We start from the raw sequence: 16638 nt of genomic DNA on the forward strand, positions 1-16638 counted from the left end.
CCTTTTGCATTTGAAGTGAATAAAGTTATAGCAGACCGTACCAGTATTTCAGCAGAATCCGCTGTACGGAGGATGCGCTTTGCAGATTCTTTGCGGCAAGGCGTTCGGCTTCCTGCCGCAGGGTATCGATTTCTTCCAAGGTCAGCTTGTGTTGGCTGAAACGCGCTTTTTCTGCCAGCTCCGTTGCCGTTTGGCTGACTTCCCCGTGGAAGCGCGCCAGTTTTTGCAGGTAGCGGTAAATTTCCAGCGCGGATTGATTGGGATCCGCATAGGCAAACCGTTTCTGCCGGAGCCGCCGCGCCACACTGCGGCGGATGACTGCGGCGCAGACCACGACAAAAATCAGCAGTAGTATCGTCAGGATAACTGGCAGAACCGCCGCACCTGGATCCGCTGAAACACCGGACCGCGGTAGTGAGGATGGAGCGGAGGATGCGCGTGGGGCTTTGCTTTCCGGCTTACTTTCCGGCGCACTGGAAGTACTGCTTTCCAGCTTGCTTTCCGCCGGAGTACTGGAAACGATTCCCGGCGCAGAGGCGCCCTGGGCCTGATTGTCCTCCACACGGAACCCGGGTGTCATTTCAACGGGCTGCCAGCCTAATCCGGGGTAGTATACCTCCGCCCACGCGTGCGCGCGGGAATCCGATATGTTTGCCCAACCATCGGCGGCATTTCGGTAATCGTCTTTTGTGACGATATACCCTTCCGCATAGCGGGCGGGCACCCCGGCAGCGCGCAGCATTACAACCCCGGCGGTGGCGAAATGGACACAGTAGCCCTTTTTGTTTTCCTCCAGAAAGTACTGCGTAAAATCCTTTCCGTCCGGAACTTTTCCAGGAGAAAGGGTATAGGTGTAATGATTAGCGAGGTATTGCTTTACCTCTGCCACAACACGGTCCAGCGTGTTCATGTAATACTGGGAATTTAAAAGTTTTTTGTACCCTTGGCTCCAGTACAAAGAGGAAAAAAATCCTTGATCGTCCATCCATGATTTAATCGCTTTCGCCTCATTTTCCGGGAGCTGCGTATATTTGTCGTATAAAAAAGTACGGTATGCGTGTTCGCCGGTCAAAAAGCTTTTTCGCTCGGGGTCGAATGACTCTGGTACGCCGATGGGATTTACCCCGGTGTAAAATACACGCATCCCTTCGGGAGGTTTCAGGCTGTTTGCATCGTTGTAATTGCTCATGTAGGGAAGGATTTCTTCTTTCAGTTTTGTACGGTCTACGCCGTCCAGTTTTACCGCCGCCTGATACAGTGCGGATACGGTGCCGGATACGGTGGAACTAATGCGGCCCTCGTTAAAGCTGTTCGCGTAAAGCGTATATTCGCTGGTGCCGAAAATCCAGTTAGAACGAATATCCCCGTCGTGTAAAAATTTTACACCGGTAATTTGCTCCGGCGTGGTTGTCAGGTTGTAAGGGGTGTAAATCAGCCTTTTATTTTCAGAAACATTTTTCACGTGAATTCCGTACCCACCGAAATCAATGATTTCCGGGAGCTGAACGAGGGATAGATATTTGCTGCTCATGTTCTGAACATGCAGATTGCCCAGCTGGCTTTCCACATCCTGATAGTCGGAATCCGGCAGGCGTTCCCAACTTTTCCCGGTGAACACGCTGCCGGTGAATCCTTTTAAGTAAGCGGCGTGCGGGGTCGTTGCCTGTACCTGAAGCATGGTCTTTCCGGTAAAGCGGATGGAATCCGTGCTGTTCAGATTGACCCGGTCCGAGTTGCCCGCAAGGGTGTCGCCGTCCGGCATGAGGGAAAGCCGGCTCATGGCTTCCGTCAGCCGGCTGCGTGCTTCCTGCGCACTGGGGGAGTACTGGTAGGTTTGCTTTGGAAAAGCACAGAGAATCACCGCCAGCGAAAGCAGCACAGCGGGGAGCAGCTGCAGACCCGCCTTTGCCGCCTGAGCGGGGCTGGCGGCGCGGTAGCCGCCGCGCGTTTTAAAAATGCCGGGCGTGTTTGCACTGGGAATGCGCAGAAACAGCAGCGTTGTCCAGCAGATGAAAAGAAGCAGAACAGCGCGGTCATCTGGGATGATGTAGAAGGGAAGCCCGGCCGCTAGGAACGGAACGGTGGTCAGGAATACGGCCGCAAAGCTTTGGCGGCGGACAATCGCCCAGCTTAGGAATAAGCAAAGGAAAAAAGATACATACAAGACAAAAGTCGTGACGAACTGGCTGTACTGCCCCGCTTTTGCAGTTACCTGGTAAATTGGCAGCACATAGCTGGAGTGTGCCGCGTATACAGTCATCATCTGATTTGTGGTAATCAGGAATCCCTGAATAAATTCTGTGTGCAGCCGATAGCCAATCCAGGCGTAAATCAGCGTAAGAAGAGGCAGAATGATAAATCTAGCCCGCTTCAATCGGTAAATCCCGTTCAGCCCAAGGACAAACAGCAAGGTAAACAGGACGATGGGCAGCGGCAGGACCGGCAGGGAAAAGGTACTGATAAAGCACCATTGGGCGCCAAATACGCCGAGCAGGGTCAAAAGCACCCCGAGCAGAATTTCAGACAACACGGAAGACCGCTTTCCGCTGATGCGCGGAGCGGTCATCTCGATTCCGGAACGGTCCGTATTTTGTCTTCTTTTTTGCATGGCTGCTCCTGTTCCTATAGTGTAAAGCCGGAAAGACCGGCCTGCGTTGCTCCGGCCGGAATTTCCAGCAGTTCTGTTTTGGAATTGTCCAGTTTACCGGCCATCGCCTTCTGCGGCTCGTCCATTTTCCCGCAGTACAGGATTTTAAGTTCCACGTTGTTTTCCGGTTCGCTGCGGAATCTGGTCAGCTCATCCGTCAGCATTCCGGTAATGTAAATTACATGGGGATATTTTTCCATAGAGTTCTCTACGGCGGAAAGAAACGAATAGGGTTTGCTATGGTAAGAGCGTGCCCCCAGCAGCGCATGAAACACGGCGGCCTGGTCATCACCGGTTTCAATCCGTGTTTCGGAATAACCGGATTCCCCGTACCAACCGATGCTGTGGACGATTTCTCGATCCAGCAGGAACGCCGAAACCGAGGCCAGCGTTTCCACGACGGTGTCTAAAGCATCCATGTCGGCGGCCATTAACTCTGCCAATACAAGCACCCTGCTGTCGGTCGGCAGGCTGAACTCCTTGACCATCAGCTCGTCCAGGCGGGTGCTAAGCTTCCAATGGATGCTCCGCAGCCGGTCCCCTTCGCGGTAGGTTCTAATCTGAAAGAGCTCAGACGGGTCATCACCAGGCTTTATCTTCGAATAGGTGCTGCTTTCCAGCCCGGAATGGTCGGAACGGTCGTCGAACTGTGCGTCGGGAAGCATGGCGAGCGGGGCGGCGTAACAGACTGCCGAAATCTCCGGTTTCCGCTTGATGCGGAAAATCCCGAGATAATCATAAAAAATCAGGGCGGAAAGTTCCGTAGTGATTTTTCCGCAGTATTGGGAGGACAGTTGGTATTCCACCGTGCGCTTCGGCCCGGTTCCCACGGGAAGGCTCAGCGTTTCTTTGCGCTTTTCCCCGCAAAGGGAGTTTTCACAGGTAAACCGAAGCTCCGCCTGCGCAATGGGAAGAATAGATTCGTTTTTCATCGTGATGCGCAGCGGAAAAACATCGTTTTTCAACACAAATGGCGTGCCGGTTTCCATGTGCACTTCAGTTTTGCATACGGCAAGAACCGTAAGCAGAAACGATACCACCGGAAGAAGCAGCAGCAGTGCCAGCAGAAAAAAAGACAGGTATCCTGTGAAAAAAAGGTAAAACAGTAGCGCTGCGGCGAGTGCCATTGTGTAAAAAAATCGGTATCGAAACATGGGGCACCTCAGCGCGCCGCAATGGAAGGCGCGGCCACATCGTTTAAAATGCTGCTCAGCACCGCCTGTGCGGTGGTTCCGCTGATTTTTGCCTGTGCGCTCAGCAGAATGCGGTGCTCAATCACATCCCGAAAGACCAACTGCACGTCCTTCGGCACAACGTAATCCCTTCCGGAAAGATAGGCTGCCGCCTGCGCCATTTTGGTGAGGGCGATGGAACCACGCGGACTTGCGCCGAGGCGAATCATTTCGTTTGTGCGGGTGGCGGCAGTCAACTGGGCAATGTAGCGGTATACGTCTTCCGAAAGGTAAACCGCGTCCGTTTCTTCCTGCATGCCGATTACATCGTTTGCGTCCGCAATTTTACGAACGGATTCCAGCGGGTCGGCCTCATGCTTGCGCCGCAGAATCTCCATTTCGTCCTGTAAATCAGGGTAGCCCATATTCAGGCGAATCATAAAACGGTCCAGCTGGGACTCCGGCAGAAGCTGGGTCCCCGCGGAACCGACCGGATTTTGTGTTGCGATAACGATGTAGGGCTTTGGCACACTGTGCTTGATGCCGTCCACGGTCATGCTGCCCTCTTCCATGACCTCCAGCAGCGCGGACTGCGTTTTACTGGAAGTACGGTTGATTTCATCCGCAAGAAAAAGGTTGCACAGCGCCGCGCCGGGCTTATACTCCAGAGAGCCGGTTTCCTTGTTGTACACGGAAAAGCCGGTCACGTCCGTCGGCATTACATCGGGCGTGAACTGCAGCCGTTTGCAGTCCAGGGAAAGCGCTTTGGAAAGCGCCAGCGCAAGCGTAGTTTTTCCGACGCCGGGGATATCCTCCAGAAGAATATGGCCGCGCGCCAGGATCACCATCAAGACTTTGGCGATGACCGCGTCTTTTCCGACAACCGCCTTTTTTACTTCGTTGATGATTTCCAGTGCCTTTTTTTGCATGAACGGTTCCTGCTGCCTTTCTGGGAATTCAAGATAAAATCAATCTTTTCCCGCACCGGTAAACCGTCTTGCACGGGAAAATCCTGACTTTATTTTTCGGTCCCTTCTTTATTACGAATTATTATAAAGGAATTGTATTAATATTTCAATTACAAGTATTAACAAGAATCATTCGGTGGTTCCGGTGTGATAAAAATCCCGGAACAAGAAGCCTGTAAACTCATATTTCAAGTTTTATTTAGTATTGATTTTCATTTTTCTTGCAAAGCCATTTCTTTTCCTTGAAAAATGCCTGAAAAGATTCTAAGATAAAAGAAAAGCAACAGCATCGGAATCAAAACCGGAACAAAACTTTTTATTTTATGGTTTATGGGAGGTATATTACATGGAGTCTGGTTTGGAACAGCTTCAGAAAATGATCGACCAAAGCAGTCGGATTGTATTTTTTGGCGGAGCGGGTGTTTCCACTGAAAGCGGCATCCCGGATTTTCGCAGTGTGGATGGCCTGTATCATCAGCGCTATTCGTATCCGCCGGAGGTTATGCTCAGTCACAGCTTTTATGAAACGCACACGGAGGAATTCTTTGATTTTTACCGTGATAAAATGCTCTATTTAGACGCGGAACCAAACGCCGCCCACCGCAAACTGGCCGAGCTGGAACAGGCGGGAAAGCTGAGCGCGGTGGTAACCCAGAATATCGATGGCCTGCATCAGAAGGCGGGCAGCAAAAATGTATTTGAGCTTCACGGCTCGGTGCACCGGAACTACTGCACCCGCTGCCACAAATTCTATGATGCGGAGTATATGCTACACAGTACCGGCGTTCCGCACTGCGAATGCGGCGGTATCATCAAGCCGGACGTGGTGCTTTATGAGGAAGGCCTGAACCAGCGCACACTTTCGGGTGCGGTAGAAGCTATTGAGCGGGCGGACATGCTAATCATCGGCGGAACCTCTTTGGTGGTATACCCGGCGGCAAGTCTGGTCAACTATTACAGCGGCAGGCGGCTGGTTCTCATCAACCGCACTGCAACACCACAGGACGAAAACGCGGATTTGGTTTTGAAAGGCAGCATCGGCGAAATTTTGGATCGTATCTCACTGAAACAGGCTGAAAACAGCTAAAGTTTACCCAAAATGAACGGCGGAGGGAAAATCCCTTCGCCGCAGCCTGTCGAAAAAGTCCAGTGAAAGCTGGGCTTTTTCGTTGTAAAATGGTAAAATATAGACAGGTGATGAAAGATGCTGGAACGGGAAAAACTACGCAGAGATGCAGTTGAATTTGTGAATACAGATCTATTGGTGCCGGGAAATCATCTGCTGCGAAAGATTGACAGCGCGGTAGATTTTAGCCATATTTATGATTTTGTAGAAGATTTGTATTGTGAGGGCAACGGTCGTCCCAGTGTGGACCCGGTCGTCCTGTTTAAGATTGTTCTGATCCAGCATCTGTACGGAATTCCCTCTTTACGCCGGACGATGCAGGAAATCAATATGAATATCGCGTATCGGTGGTTTCTGGGATATACACTGAACGAGGAGCTGCCGCATTTCTCCACTGTGAGTTACAATTTTAAGCACCGGTTCACAGAGGAAACCGTGGAGCAGGTGTTTTCGTGGATTTTGCAGGAGGCAAATTACGCCGGATATTTGGAGCCGGAAGCAGTATTTGTGGATGGGACGCATATCAAAGCAAACGCCAACATCAACAAAAAGATCAAAAAGGCAGTTCCTCAGGCGGCAAAGCGATATGCCTCAGAATTAATGGAAGAGGTTAACGCTGACCGGGAAGATCATGGGAAGAAGCCATTCGACAGTACTCCGAAACCGCCGAAGGAAAAAGAAATCATGGTGTCCAAAACAGACCCGGAAAGCGGGTTGTTCCAAAAGGGAGAACACAAGAAGTGCTTTGCCTACGAAGCACATACGGCCTGCGACAAACACAATTTTGTCCTTGACGTTGAGGTGACTCCGGGAAACGTACATGACAGTGTAGCATTTGACGCGGTCTATGGCAAAGTGACTCAACGGTTTCCTGAAATTGAAACGGTGGTGGCGGACGCCGCATACAAAACGCCGCATATCTGTAAACGGGTGTTTGACGACGGGCGGGTACTTTCCACAGCATACAAGCGGCCAATGACCAAAGCAGGAAATCTGGAATGGTGGAAGTATGTATACGACGAATATTATGACTGTGTGATCTGCCCGGAATATCAGGTTCTGCATTATGCAACAACCAACCGTGAGGGATACCGGGAATACAAAAGCCGGAGTTACATCTGCGAAAAATGTCCATTCCGTTCTCGCTGCACCGAGAGTAAAAGCTGTACGAAAACCGTAACGCGGCATGTGTGGCAGGATTATGTGGAGCTTGCGGAAGATATCCGACACACACCGAAATACAAAGAGCTTTACAAAAAACGAAAAGAAACCATTGAGCGTGTCTTCGCCGATGCAAAAGTGAAATATGGGATGCGGTACACGCTCTACCGGGGCTTAACTCAAGTGACGAATTGGGTTAAGCTTAAGTTTGCTGCCATGAATCTCAAAAAGCTGGCAATGTGGAAATGGAGGGATGGCCATCCCTCCGGGTTTTTATTGATTTTACTTTGCTTATTTTCCTATCCTGCATATTATCAAGAGAACCCATCCTTCGTTTAACCGCGTTGGATGGGTTCTTCGACAATCTGCGGCGGAGGGAAAATCCCTTCGCCGTTTTTTAATGGACCGATAAAATTTTAAAAATTTTTTATAAAAATCTGTAACAAATCGGGGGGCTAAAACGGTATATTATCGGAACAAAAAAAGGAAGGATTTGAAAACCCCAAAAATAGGATTTTTAAATCCGAAATAAAGAAAGGACGGTCATGATAATGTCAAAAAAAATCATTGCGCTTCTCATGAGCATCTCAATGGTTCTGTTCGGCAGTATTCCATCATTTGCGGCAGAAGCAAAACCGGCCGATTCTGAACCGGAAATCCACCTTATGTGGGAGAATACGGACACCGTTGAAGTTGCGCTGAATTTCACCGGAACCCGCGGGGACTGCACCGCCATTATTCACGGGAAAAAGGGTACTTCAAAAATTACCGCCACCGCGCTGCTGAAGCGGGTGACCAGCAATGGGACGGTTACCGTAAAGGCATGGACCGGTTTAAGCGCTTCCGGGGACTCGTTCTATTTCGATAAGTCCTATTATGTTTCCAGTGGATATTCCTACATTTTTGAAATTAATGCGAAGATTTACCGCAATGGTGTTGCCGAGAGCGTCAGTGTTTCCGACAGCGACTACTGTGGGTAAACCATAGTACTTCCCACGTTTGGCAACAGGGCCCAAAAAAGATGTGCTCATTCGCAAAACTGTCCAAATTCATGAGCATTGGGACCGCACAAGAACGGGGCAGGTCTGCTTGCAATGGACGGAACGAAAAAATCTCGCGAAGAGCGCAGAAAGAAACGTTCCTTCCGCTGTATTTTTACTTTGCTTACATCTCATCTCTTTCATCGGGCACGCCGGCAGTGGTTAACCTGCCGGCGTGTTCCTAATTAATTATTCCTGCTTGAATCCGTATCGTGATTTGATGTGTGCAGCAACGCCTTCTGCTGAAAAAACATGGCACAATCTCAAGATTCTGTAATTTTCGTATTGGAACGAGAAAATGCTTCTGTTATAATCGAAAGAAGAAAGAAGGCGAAAAATTGTGCTTTTGTGTATTTCAGCAATTCAAAACGATGCGGAACGAAGCATGGTGGAGTCGTTATATCACCAATATTATAAATTCATGCTGTATCTCGCTAATGAAATCCTGCATGATCCGAATCAGGCGGAGGACGCGGTTTCGCAGGCGTTTGTAAAAATAATTGATAAATTTCAAAAATTCTCTTTCGAAGATTGTAACAAAACGAAGGGCTTAATCGGTATATTAGTGAAAGATATTTGCTACGATATGCTCAGGGCTGAAAAGCGAAGAGAGTACATCCCGATTGAGGATTACACAATTCCGGAGAATTCTGAAAATTATCCGTTGGACTACATCCTTTCGCAAGAGGATTATAATGCCCTTCTGGAACTGCTGTCCGGCCTAAGTGTAAAATCAGGCAGCATACTTAGGCTGAAATACATATACGATTATTCCGACCGTGAAATCGCTGAATTCCTGAATATTTCGCCGGAAAACGTGCGGGTGCGGCTTCACCGCGCCAAGTCTGCGCTGCTGTATGCGCTCAGGGAAAGGGGAACTGCTGATGAAAAATGCAGAGATGAATCGTCAAATTTTTGAGGTTCTGCTCAAAAACGCCGTTCGGGAAGACTTCGAGCGGGAACTGAGCGAATTCCCCTCTGAGCAGGAATGCGAAGGTTATGATTTGTCGCAGGCCACGAAAAAGAAAATTGAAGCGATGATTCATCGGGAATATCGCCGTGCCATTTGGCACCGTGCGGGCAAACTGGTGAAAAAAATCGCCATGATTCTTGCCGTGGTTCTGCCGGTCGCATTTGGCAGTCTGCTTAGCGTGGAGGCGTCCCGCAATGAAATTTTCAATACAATTATGAACTGGAAATCCGACCATGTGGATATCCGTTACAGTAAAGAGGCCTCCTCAGCTGCCGCGTTCGCAGAACAAAATTCCGGGGAAATTGCAAAACCACAGTATCTTCCGGAAGGCTTTTTCGAAACGCAGACCGTTCGGACCGGGGTGAAAATAGAAACGGAATATCAAAATGAGAAGGGGGAAACCATCCTTTTGGATCAGTGTCCTTTGTCCGAAGCGGGAACCATTGCTGTTGATACAAAGTATACGACCCGCAGGGAAGTAAAGATCAATGGGGAAACGGCTTCCCTGTTCGTATCCAATAATCCGGGCCAAAAGTCCTATCTAATTTGGAAAACGCATTCCAGCAGTTATCTGCTCAGTTCAGAAATCGCATGGGATCAGCTGGTGAAGATTGCGGAAAGTGTCCAATAGCGCTATTAGAAAGTTAAAATTATGGGGTGGTTGTTTGAAACGTTCCAGTGTACGGATTGTCATTATCGGAATTGCCGTTACGATTCTCCTGTGCGTAATGACTATTATTTTTCTGTTTCAGTATCCGGTAGGAAAGAAAGGCTCGGCACCGTTGAATTCTTCCTTTTCACTCAATCATGATTTCATACGATAAAAGATTTATTCCTCATGTATTTTATACCGGAATTTTCTTGCTTGCCAGCCGCCCGCCTGGAAATAAGAGGTTGGCATAACCGAGCAAACGCAATCAAAAAAAGCCGCCTAAAGGGAGTACAAGATAGGGATTTTCTGAAACAAGACAATTTTTAACCGGCACTCTTCAAGCGGGGCCACTACAGTAAAGACCACACCGAAGGATAACCTTTAGTGTGGTCTTTCTGTGCTCAATTATATTAGTTCTATTATTTCCGGAACACATTTCGTTTGCGACACGCTTATGTCATAGTCAAAAAATGAATGGGGTTCGTCTACCTTGGCGGTTATTACCAGAGAGCGCTGGATCATTGCAGATGTTTCCTTTGGTGTTTTATCGGCGTGCTTCCACCAATAAACACGGCAAACTTCGCAAGTACCTTCCGGTCGAGCGGAAGAAGCATCATTTTCAAACAATGTACATAGTGCATGTTTGATTTTTTCAGCGTCTTCATCAGTAAAACCTGTTTTTTCAGCAAGCTGACAGTTTATACTACCACGAATCACATAAAGACCGAAATTGACAAAATGTTTCGTGCCCATAGTGTCTGACGCCTTACCGCTTTTACCTCCTTCAGCATTGACACTTTTTGTGATCTGCATGTCAATAATTTCAATTGGTTCAACGCTGACTGCCTGCTGGATAGACACCGGGCCACGGACTCCGACAGAAAGTTGGCTTCCGGTCTCGTCTTCCTCATTTTTATCCTTTTTCTTATCTTTTTTAAACGCAAACACTTGGCCAAAGGCTCTGACGTCGATCCACTTTTTGCAGGCTATTTTTGCGAAAAGATCTGCATCCGCATTCTTGCCTTTCTTAAGTTCAGCGGCAAGTTGCGGATCGCTTGCGGCTCGGTCACGTAAATTATGATAATTCTCCTTAAGATCAGGATTGAAGGCTATATCGTTTTCTCTCCCATCCGTCTGAACAAATATGTATTCACCCATATCCTGCAGCCTGTTGCGAATCTTCCTTTTTATTGCCACATCGGAAAAAATACCGTAACCGTCATAATCTTCACGAGGACGGTTTCCGTTTAAGGGATCGCCGTTAATATTGGCGCGTGTGACGGAAATAATTGCGGCAAAATCGATCTTATTTTGCAAAATGCTCATTTAGAATTCCTCCTCGTCGTTTTTTTCGGGCTCATCTTCGGTTGATATTGTAATGCTGTCTTTCTGGCGGTATTTTAAAGCTTCTCTCTGGCAATCGTAACCGAGAAGAAATTTTCCATCCAGAGCCTTCTTTTCCTCAAAGCATCCCTCTTCAAAAAGTTTCATAATCTGACTATACAAATTCTTGTAGAATTCCCTGCTTCTGGGATTCAACTGATTCAGGTAAATCTGTGTGTTTCTGCGTATAAGCTCCCATGTCCGAAATGGAGTTTGAGAAAATTGCCGCATATAACGCTCGGCGTTTGTAGTTCGGGTCTCTCCCTTTTCATAGGTACAGCGCTCGATTTTTTCGGCAACGGCTAATAGCCGGCCATAAAGATAGCTTCTGTCTGTGCATTTTTCGTCCAGTGTCATATCAAATATCACTCCCTTTTCCCAATAGTATTTTTTGACCAGAGAACAAGCTATGTGAAGAACACGAAGATAGTTGAACTTTATTTCATATGCCAACGGATTAGATGCTTTTGTCACTGCCAACTTAACAATATCCTGCGGAATTGCCGTCGCATCGATGATGCATGGTCGAAGCCTGTCGAACGCGGAAATCAGCATGGGGGATTTCCCGTCACTGTTTGGACGTAAGGTCAGTTGTTTATTCTGCTCGTTACCATAGATCGCCGTAGCGATCTCCTTAATGGATGCCATTCCTTCATAATGGATGTACCTTTTGGTCTTATTATCATAGAATTCGTGCCGCCAACAGCAGCTCTTCTGCCAGTACTGAAGATTTCTCAGATATACGGATGAACTAAGGTCTCGGAAATAGGTTATTGCAAGACGTCCGGGAGAAGCACTGTCAAGCGCAAGGATCACCATTTGGGATGTATTGTCTATGCGCTTGGAGTATCCGTCCATGGCGGCATAAAAGTCTTGTGCGGTGATGTAATTTGTGTCGGTGTTTTCTTCTTTCTCTTCAAATAGTGCGTCATTCAATTCTGAGCTTAGCTCTTCCTCTTCTGTTTTGGAACCGAGTATTTCGAGAGTCCCTTCGTAAAATTCCGGCAGCTCTATTAACTCGCTTTCCCATGTCACAATGCAAACGCCGTCATGAGAATACCCCTGTCGGCGGATGATCCACTTCAGAGCGTTGTGGATTTTCTGAGACGTCTCATAACCGATAGATAAAGCCTCATTATATCCGCTGTCCTTATCCTTAGTTTTGAAACGACCTCTGTATGTAAAATTTGTATCATCATTGGAGGATATCAGACTTGCCTTTGTGTCCCACTCACCACGAATCTTGACGGGGTTTGTTTTTGCAACCAATTCACGTTTGCCTGTAAAATAACAAATGTCTGTGTTTTTTGCGGTTGACAGATAGAACTTAATAAAAGATTGCTGCACATCCTTATTAAGCCATACTGCCGTTTCGTTCTGCTGAGAGCTTGGCGAATACACCCGAAAACGGACAAATGCTTTTTGAATAGGGGTGCCTTGAATCTTTTTTCTATCTGTCAATATGCCATTTTGATCAAATTCCAAAACTTTAGCATTTAACAGATCTGCTATTACGGATTTTTTTGATACATACTTATATATTGCCGCTATTTGACGATTATCAGGATCGAATTCATGCCACGCCTTTAACCTACTGATATATGACGGAAAACTCTTACGAATATCGCTTAATGCTTTGGCTTTTTTGTTTTCTGGGACGTCTTCGAGTAACAAAGTTACCCGTTCCATAAAATCACCGGCAACATACGAAAGACTATCGCATAACGGAAGAGCTTTAATTCCACTGGTTCTTCTATCGGGGTATGGCACAATCGTTTCGGAGTCGGATTTATCAAGAGTCAGAGCGTTAATAAAGTCGCCGTCCTCACTGATAGTAATTTCTATCTGAGCCTTCATCGTGTCATATCCCGGCGGCATAAGCACTAAGGGCTTACCGTTCCAGTCTTCAATTTCTCCTGCCCGCCGAGCATTTTTATCATATAAGGCGCACAAGGCAGTTGCCCAACTCATAAACTCACCTCCTCATTGGTAAATTCCCTCAGGCCGATAAAGTTATCCAATTCCTCGCCGAACTTCTTGACAGGCATCTTATGTAATACACGCCTGTCCTTATCAGGAATATCCTCCGGGGCCGGAAATTCAATAATACCGTTACGCATTACAACATGATGGAATCGTGTGCTCATATGTCCCTTTTCGTTTTCTCGAACGGCTTCGTCAGCATAGGTGAATCCATGGAACATATATCCAAATGAAAGCTCATCAATTTCGTCATATGCGCCCTTTCCCTCTCCGAACACACAAGGTGCTACATCCGCATGGCATTCACGTGTTCCGAGAAAAACATCCCTTCTGCCGCCACGCTCAATCATGCGTTTTGCAATGTTATGATGTTTATTTTCGTTGTAATCATGAAAGAGCTCGGGCCGGTTTTCATTTCGTATAAAATGAGCACGTACCTGATAGCGAACTTTTTTGAGATAAGTATAGATTGACAAGTCATTGCCGCCACAATAGTTTTTCGTGCGAATGCCCTCTGCTACTGTCTGTATTGGGTTCATTACACGCACGGCATCAATGATCCAGACAATGGTCGGTTTCCAATAAACGGAGGCAATGATGCCCTTTAGAGCTTCATAAGTCGGCACATAATAGCTTGTTTTTTCGCCTCCCACACGGGTAATCGGATCGGAAAACATCGCTTTGTCACCACAGACCTCAAACTCGACCGTATTTCGCTTTTTTTCCATTTTCACACCTCCTTAGTAAACTAATACCCGGGGTTCCTCTGTTACCCCATAGATTTCATCATACCAATCAGCCGATAAAATCATCACCCCCGCTTTGTCTTCGAAACGTATTCCGGCTCCGAGTTTGTCAATCATACAGGGCATTAACTGTATTGTATATTGCTGCAAAAAGCGCAGCTCTCTTTTCTGTTCGGAAATAAAGCCACTCGACAACAGCTTTTCAATATGTTTGCGGGCATCATCGTTGTATTCGACAATAACATCCCGCATGCCGTTTTCCTCTATTACCTCAAAAACATCCCCTGCCTCTTTGAATGCCTGTTTCATCAAAAGGCTACTTGCGTTCTTATTCCGCTTACTTCCTGCAGGGTTTGTCGATAAAAGATCAATAATTGTATGCTCCGGGTCGTAAGGTAAGGGAAAGGCCATTTCTTTTTTTTGAAGTGGCAGATAAAACTTAGCATAAAACTCATCCATCGCCTGTTTGGAAAGAGCGCCGCCGGGATATTGATGAGGGCTTGTGCTGACATTATATAGCACCTCTCGTGTTACTTTCTGGGCTTCCTTGATATGACCGAGATGACTTATTTTTTCATCATTAATATAGATCACCGATACTTCTCCGCATTTGGCTTCACAGTTTCGGTTACAACGGCCTGCCGCCTGAACGATGCTGTCCAGTCCTGTCAGTGACCGAACAACGCACTCAAAGGACACATCCACACCGGCCTCGATAAGGGTTGTGCTGACGCATATAATATGTTGCTTGCACTCTTTGTCTAATAAGCATTTGCACATTTTTTTAATAACAGAGTTGCGATGCGCAGGACACATATTGGTAGAGAGATGAAAAACTATGAATTTATCGCTGCCGTTAGTCTGTTTTTGTATCTGCTTTGCGATTCTTCTGGCGACAGCTTTTGTGTTCACGATGGCAAGTATCGACCTTACACTATGCGCTTTCTTAAAAATGAAGTCCGCCGCTTCATCAAAAGATAAACCGTTTCCGCTTGTACAATCTTTGATTTCGACACGTTTGAAGGGTTCGTTATATTTCTCCGAGTTCAAAATCAAGTCAAGGGGGCGTAAAACCCTATAATCATTTAATTTATCCAAAAGCGGCTGTGTCGCTGAGCAGAGCAGCACGGATGTATTGCAAAAACCGGCTAAGAAGTTTACAGCTGCATTAAAAAGCTTCAGCACTTTAACCGGCAGAGCTTGTATTTCGTCAATAATAATCACGGAATCCCCAAGAGCCTGCATACGCCTGACTGCTGATGTTTTTGAACTGAACAGCGTGTTGAGAAATTGCACGGCCGATGTTGCGATAATCGGAGATTGTGCCCAGTTTTCTGTGAGCAACTGATATCTTTTCTCTTCCTCCTCGTCATCTGCGTCAAATACAATGTTAGAATTGTGCAGCAAAACTGCTTCGGCATCACCGACATATTCCACAATCTTATCTGCGTTTTGTCCAAGTATCGAATTGTATGGAGCAATGTAAAAAATGTGACGCTTGCCATAGCGTTTTGCTGTTTGCAGGGCATACCGAAGAGCCGATAATGTTTTACCGGCTCCACAGGGAACTACAAGCCGGAATACTCCGTTTGCCCCGCCGTCATATTCGGCGCAAGCCTGTGAAATCTCGGAGCGGAATTGATCTAAAAATGAGGGCTCTTTATTCGCCTGAAATTCTGCAATTTTTCCTTCACAAAAAGAGCAGTAACGGTTCCACATTTTTATCAGTTCTTCACGCGACAGTGGCTTTGGCGGTTCGGTGTTGTCGTTAAAGCAGGCGGTATCCGTGCGATCGGCGTCAATTACTATCGAAGTCAATAGCCTTTCATAAAGTGCCAGGTAGATGTGTGCAGAGCCCAAGCCGCCTTCTTTGGGCTGAAGCGCGCGTATGCGCGATTGAATATTTCTTGCGTCTGTACATGCACGCTTAAATTCTTCTAAAGTTTCAGCTTCACCATTGTTATCGTACACAATTCGCTCAACATTTTTATATGAATCCTTGATACGTTCTACCGCTTGAAGATATGTAATCGTCCCATCCTTTGAAACAGCATCTCTCAAGCCATGGTGACTCATAATAGTAGTACGGAGCATTTCCGCAGCCAACTTAGATGAAAGGTCTGTACCTTGATGCAGATTATTTACAAAGCAAGCTCCATGAGTGGAATGAATCACTGATCCCCGAACGACCTTTTCTCCTGCTGATGCCATTTTTATATATTCGAGATAATCCTGCGTGTTTTTTCCGTCATCATGGTGGCGTCCGGCAAAAGAAGACAGGTTTTCAATGTTGTAGGCCGACCCAAGCACTCTGGCTAATTTTGCTACATTGCTGTTATGCTCGGCTACCGTTTGTTCGCGCTTGTCTGTGTCACTAATATGAGCTGTATACTGTGTTTTTTGAGAAGTCATCTATTCGCCCACCTTTTTTGAACACGAGATAATCTATCTACAATAGTATATATAACTAGATATCCCATAAAATGGACTCAACTTCCTAAATCTACACTCAGTAGAGTACATACTTTGATTAGCACTTCCGTCGCAGTTTTATAATAATCGAGATACTCCTGCTTGTTTTTTCATGTATTCTTTTAATTATAAAGTTTATTATTTCATTTGTAGATTTAGGTTTGAAAACATTATAGTTTTCATTTAATATCTTGTCAAGAAGTTGCCATACCTGTTATAATATTTTGTCATTCGGCAAACTGGTATTACTGAATGTGGATTGAAATATTTGCAGGTTCAGGTTGTGGAGAATCGCAGCGGCAAGGGCATCGGAAG

The 16638-nt window shown here is 46.7% G+C and carries 12 protein-coding genes; 5 read left to right on the forward strand and 7 right to left on the reverse strand.

Going from position 1 to position 16638, the window contains the following annotated elements:
- Positions 1–25 precede the first annotated feature (25 nt).
- From ACSVDI_RS05450 to ACSVDI_RS05460, 3 genes are read right to left on the reverse strand one after another with little or no spacing between them, the layout of a single operon-like run.
- A complete protein-coding gene (locus ACSVDI_RS05450) occupies positions 26–2608 on the reverse strand; it encodes a transglutaminase domain-containing protein (protein ID WP_457945313.1) in 2583 nt (860 codons plus the stop codon).
- 14 nt (positions 2609–2622) lie between these two features.
- Positions 2623–3801 carry a DUF58 domain-containing protein gene (locus ACSVDI_RS05455; RefSeq protein WP_457945314.1) on the reverse strand — a complete coding sequence of 393 codons (1179 nt, stop codon included), beginning with the start codon at positions 3799–3801 and terminating at the stop codon, positions 2623–2625.
- Positions 3802–3809: 8 nt separating this feature from the next.
- Positions 3810–4748, reverse strand: a complete 939-nt coding sequence (locus ACSVDI_RS05460) for an AAA family ATPase (protein WP_457945315.1) — start codon at positions 4746–4748, stop codon at positions 3810–3812.
- A 385-nt stretch (positions 4749–5133) separates the two neighbouring features.
- Here ACSVDI_RS05460 and ACSVDI_RS05465 point away from each other — a divergent pair, with 385 nt between their 5' ends.
- From ACSVDI_RS05465 to ACSVDI_RS05485, 5 genes are all read left to right on the forward strand, one after another.
- Positions 5134–5874 (forward strand): NAD-dependent protein deacylase, encoded by a 741-nt coding sequence (locus ACSVDI_RS05465; RefSeq protein ID WP_457945316.1) that lies wholly within the window; start codon positions 5134–5136, stop codon positions 5872–5874.
- Positions 5875–5991: 117 nt separating this feature from the next.
- Positions 5992–7413, forward strand: coding sequence for an IS1182 family transposase (locus ACSVDI_RS05470; RefSeq protein WP_283109454.1), 1422 nt, complete (start codon positions 5992–5994; stop codon positions 7411–7413).
- Between the two features lie 212 nt (positions 7414–7625).
- Positions 7626–8054 carry a hypothetical protein gene (locus ACSVDI_RS05475; protein ID WP_457945317.1) on the forward strand — a complete coding sequence of 143 codons (429 nt, stop codon included), beginning with the start codon at positions 7626–7628 and terminating at the stop codon, positions 8052–8054.
- Between the two features lie 400 nt (positions 8055–8454).
- Complete coding sequence (locus ACSVDI_RS05480) at positions 8455–9033, forward strand: RNA polymerase sigma factor (protein ID WP_457945318.1); 579 nt, start codon at positions 8455–8457, stop codon at positions 9031–9033.
- Positions 8999–9718 carry a DUF4367 domain-containing protein gene (locus ACSVDI_RS05485; protein ID WP_457945319.1) on the forward strand — a complete coding sequence of 240 codons (720 nt, stop codon included), beginning with the start codon at positions 8999–9001 and terminating at the stop codon, positions 9716–9718. The genes ACSVDI_RS05480 and ACSVDI_RS05485 overlap by 35 nt, the downstream gene beginning before the upstream one ends.
- 426 nt (positions 9719–10144) lie before the next feature.
- Here the strand turns inward: ACSVDI_RS05485 and cas7c are convergent, their stop codons facing one another.
- The 4 genes from cas7c to cas3 are packed head-to-tail and all read right to left on the reverse strand — an operon-like array spanning position 10145 to position 16263.
- Positions 10145–11065 carry a type I-C CRISPR-associated protein Cas7/Csd2 gene (gene cas7c / locus ACSVDI_RS05490; RefSeq protein WP_457945320.1) on the reverse strand — a complete coding sequence of 307 codons (921 nt, stop codon included), beginning with the start codon at positions 11063–11065 and terminating at the stop codon, positions 10145–10147.
- Positions 11066–13093, reverse strand: a complete 2028-nt coding sequence (gene cas8c, locus ACSVDI_RS05495) for a type I-C CRISPR-associated protein Cas8c/Csd1 (RefSeq protein ID WP_457945321.1) — start codon at positions 13091–13093, stop codon at positions 11066–11068.
- The gene (cas5c, locus tag ACSVDI_RS05500; protein ID WP_457945322.1) at positions 13090–13833 is read right to left on the reverse strand and encodes a type I-C CRISPR-associated protein Cas5c; all 744 of its coding nucleotides are present in this window, start codon (positions 13831–13833) and stop codon (positions 13090–13092) included. The genes cas8c and cas5c overlap by 4 nt, the downstream gene beginning before the upstream one ends.
- Before the next feature lie 12 nt (positions 13834–13845).
- Complete coding sequence (gene cas3 / locus ACSVDI_RS05505) at positions 13846–16263, reverse strand: CRISPR-associated helicase Cas3' (RefSeq protein WP_457945323.1); 2418 nt, start codon at positions 16261–16263, stop codon at positions 13846–13848.
- Positions 16264–16638 lie beyond the last annotated feature (375 nt).

The organism is Caproiciproducens sp. LBM24188 (assembly GCF_054130445.1).

Coding starts and splice junctions, on each gene's coding strand:
- ACSVDI_RS05450 (WP_457945313.1), bottom strand. CDS start 2,608: ATGCAAAAAAGAAGACAAAATACGGACCGTTCCGGAATCGAGATGACC.
- ACSVDI_RS05455 (WP_457945314.1), bottom strand. CDS start 3,801: ATGTTTCGATACCGATTTTTTTACACAATGGCACTCGCCGCAGCGCTA.
- ACSVDI_RS05460 (WP_457945315.1), bottom strand. CDS start 4,748: ATGCAAAAAAAGGCACTGGAAATCATCAACGAAGTAAAAAAGGCGGTT.
- ACSVDI_RS05465 (WP_457945316.1), top strand. CDS start 5,134: ATGGAGTCTGGTTTGGAACAGCTTCAGAAAATGATCGACCAAAGCAGT.
- ACSVDI_RS05470 (WP_283109454.1), top strand. CDS start 5,992: ATGCTGGAACGGGAAAAACTACGCAGAGATGCAGTTGAATTTGTGAAT.
- ACSVDI_RS05475 (WP_457945317.1), top strand. CDS start 7,626: ATGTCAAAAAAAATCATTGCGCTTCTCATGAGCATCTCAATGGTTCTG.
- ACSVDI_RS05485 (WP_457945319.1), top strand. CDS start 8,999: ATGAAAAATGCAGAGATGAATCGTCAAATTTTTGAGGTTCTGCTCAAA.
- cas7c (WP_457945320.1), bottom strand. CDS start 11,065: ATGAGCATTTTGCAAAATAAGATCGATTTTGCCGCAATTATTTCCGTC.
- cas8c (WP_457945321.1), bottom strand. CDS start 13,093: ATGAGTTGGGCAACTGCCTTGTGCGCCTTATATGATAAAAATGCTCGG.
- cas5c (WP_457945322.1), bottom strand. CDS start 13,833: ATGGAAAAAAAGCGAAATACGGTCGAGTTTGAGGTCTGTGGTGACAAA.
- cas3 (WP_457945323.1), bottom strand. CDS start 16,263: ATGACTTCTCAAAAAACACAGTATACAGCTCATATTAGTGACACAGAC.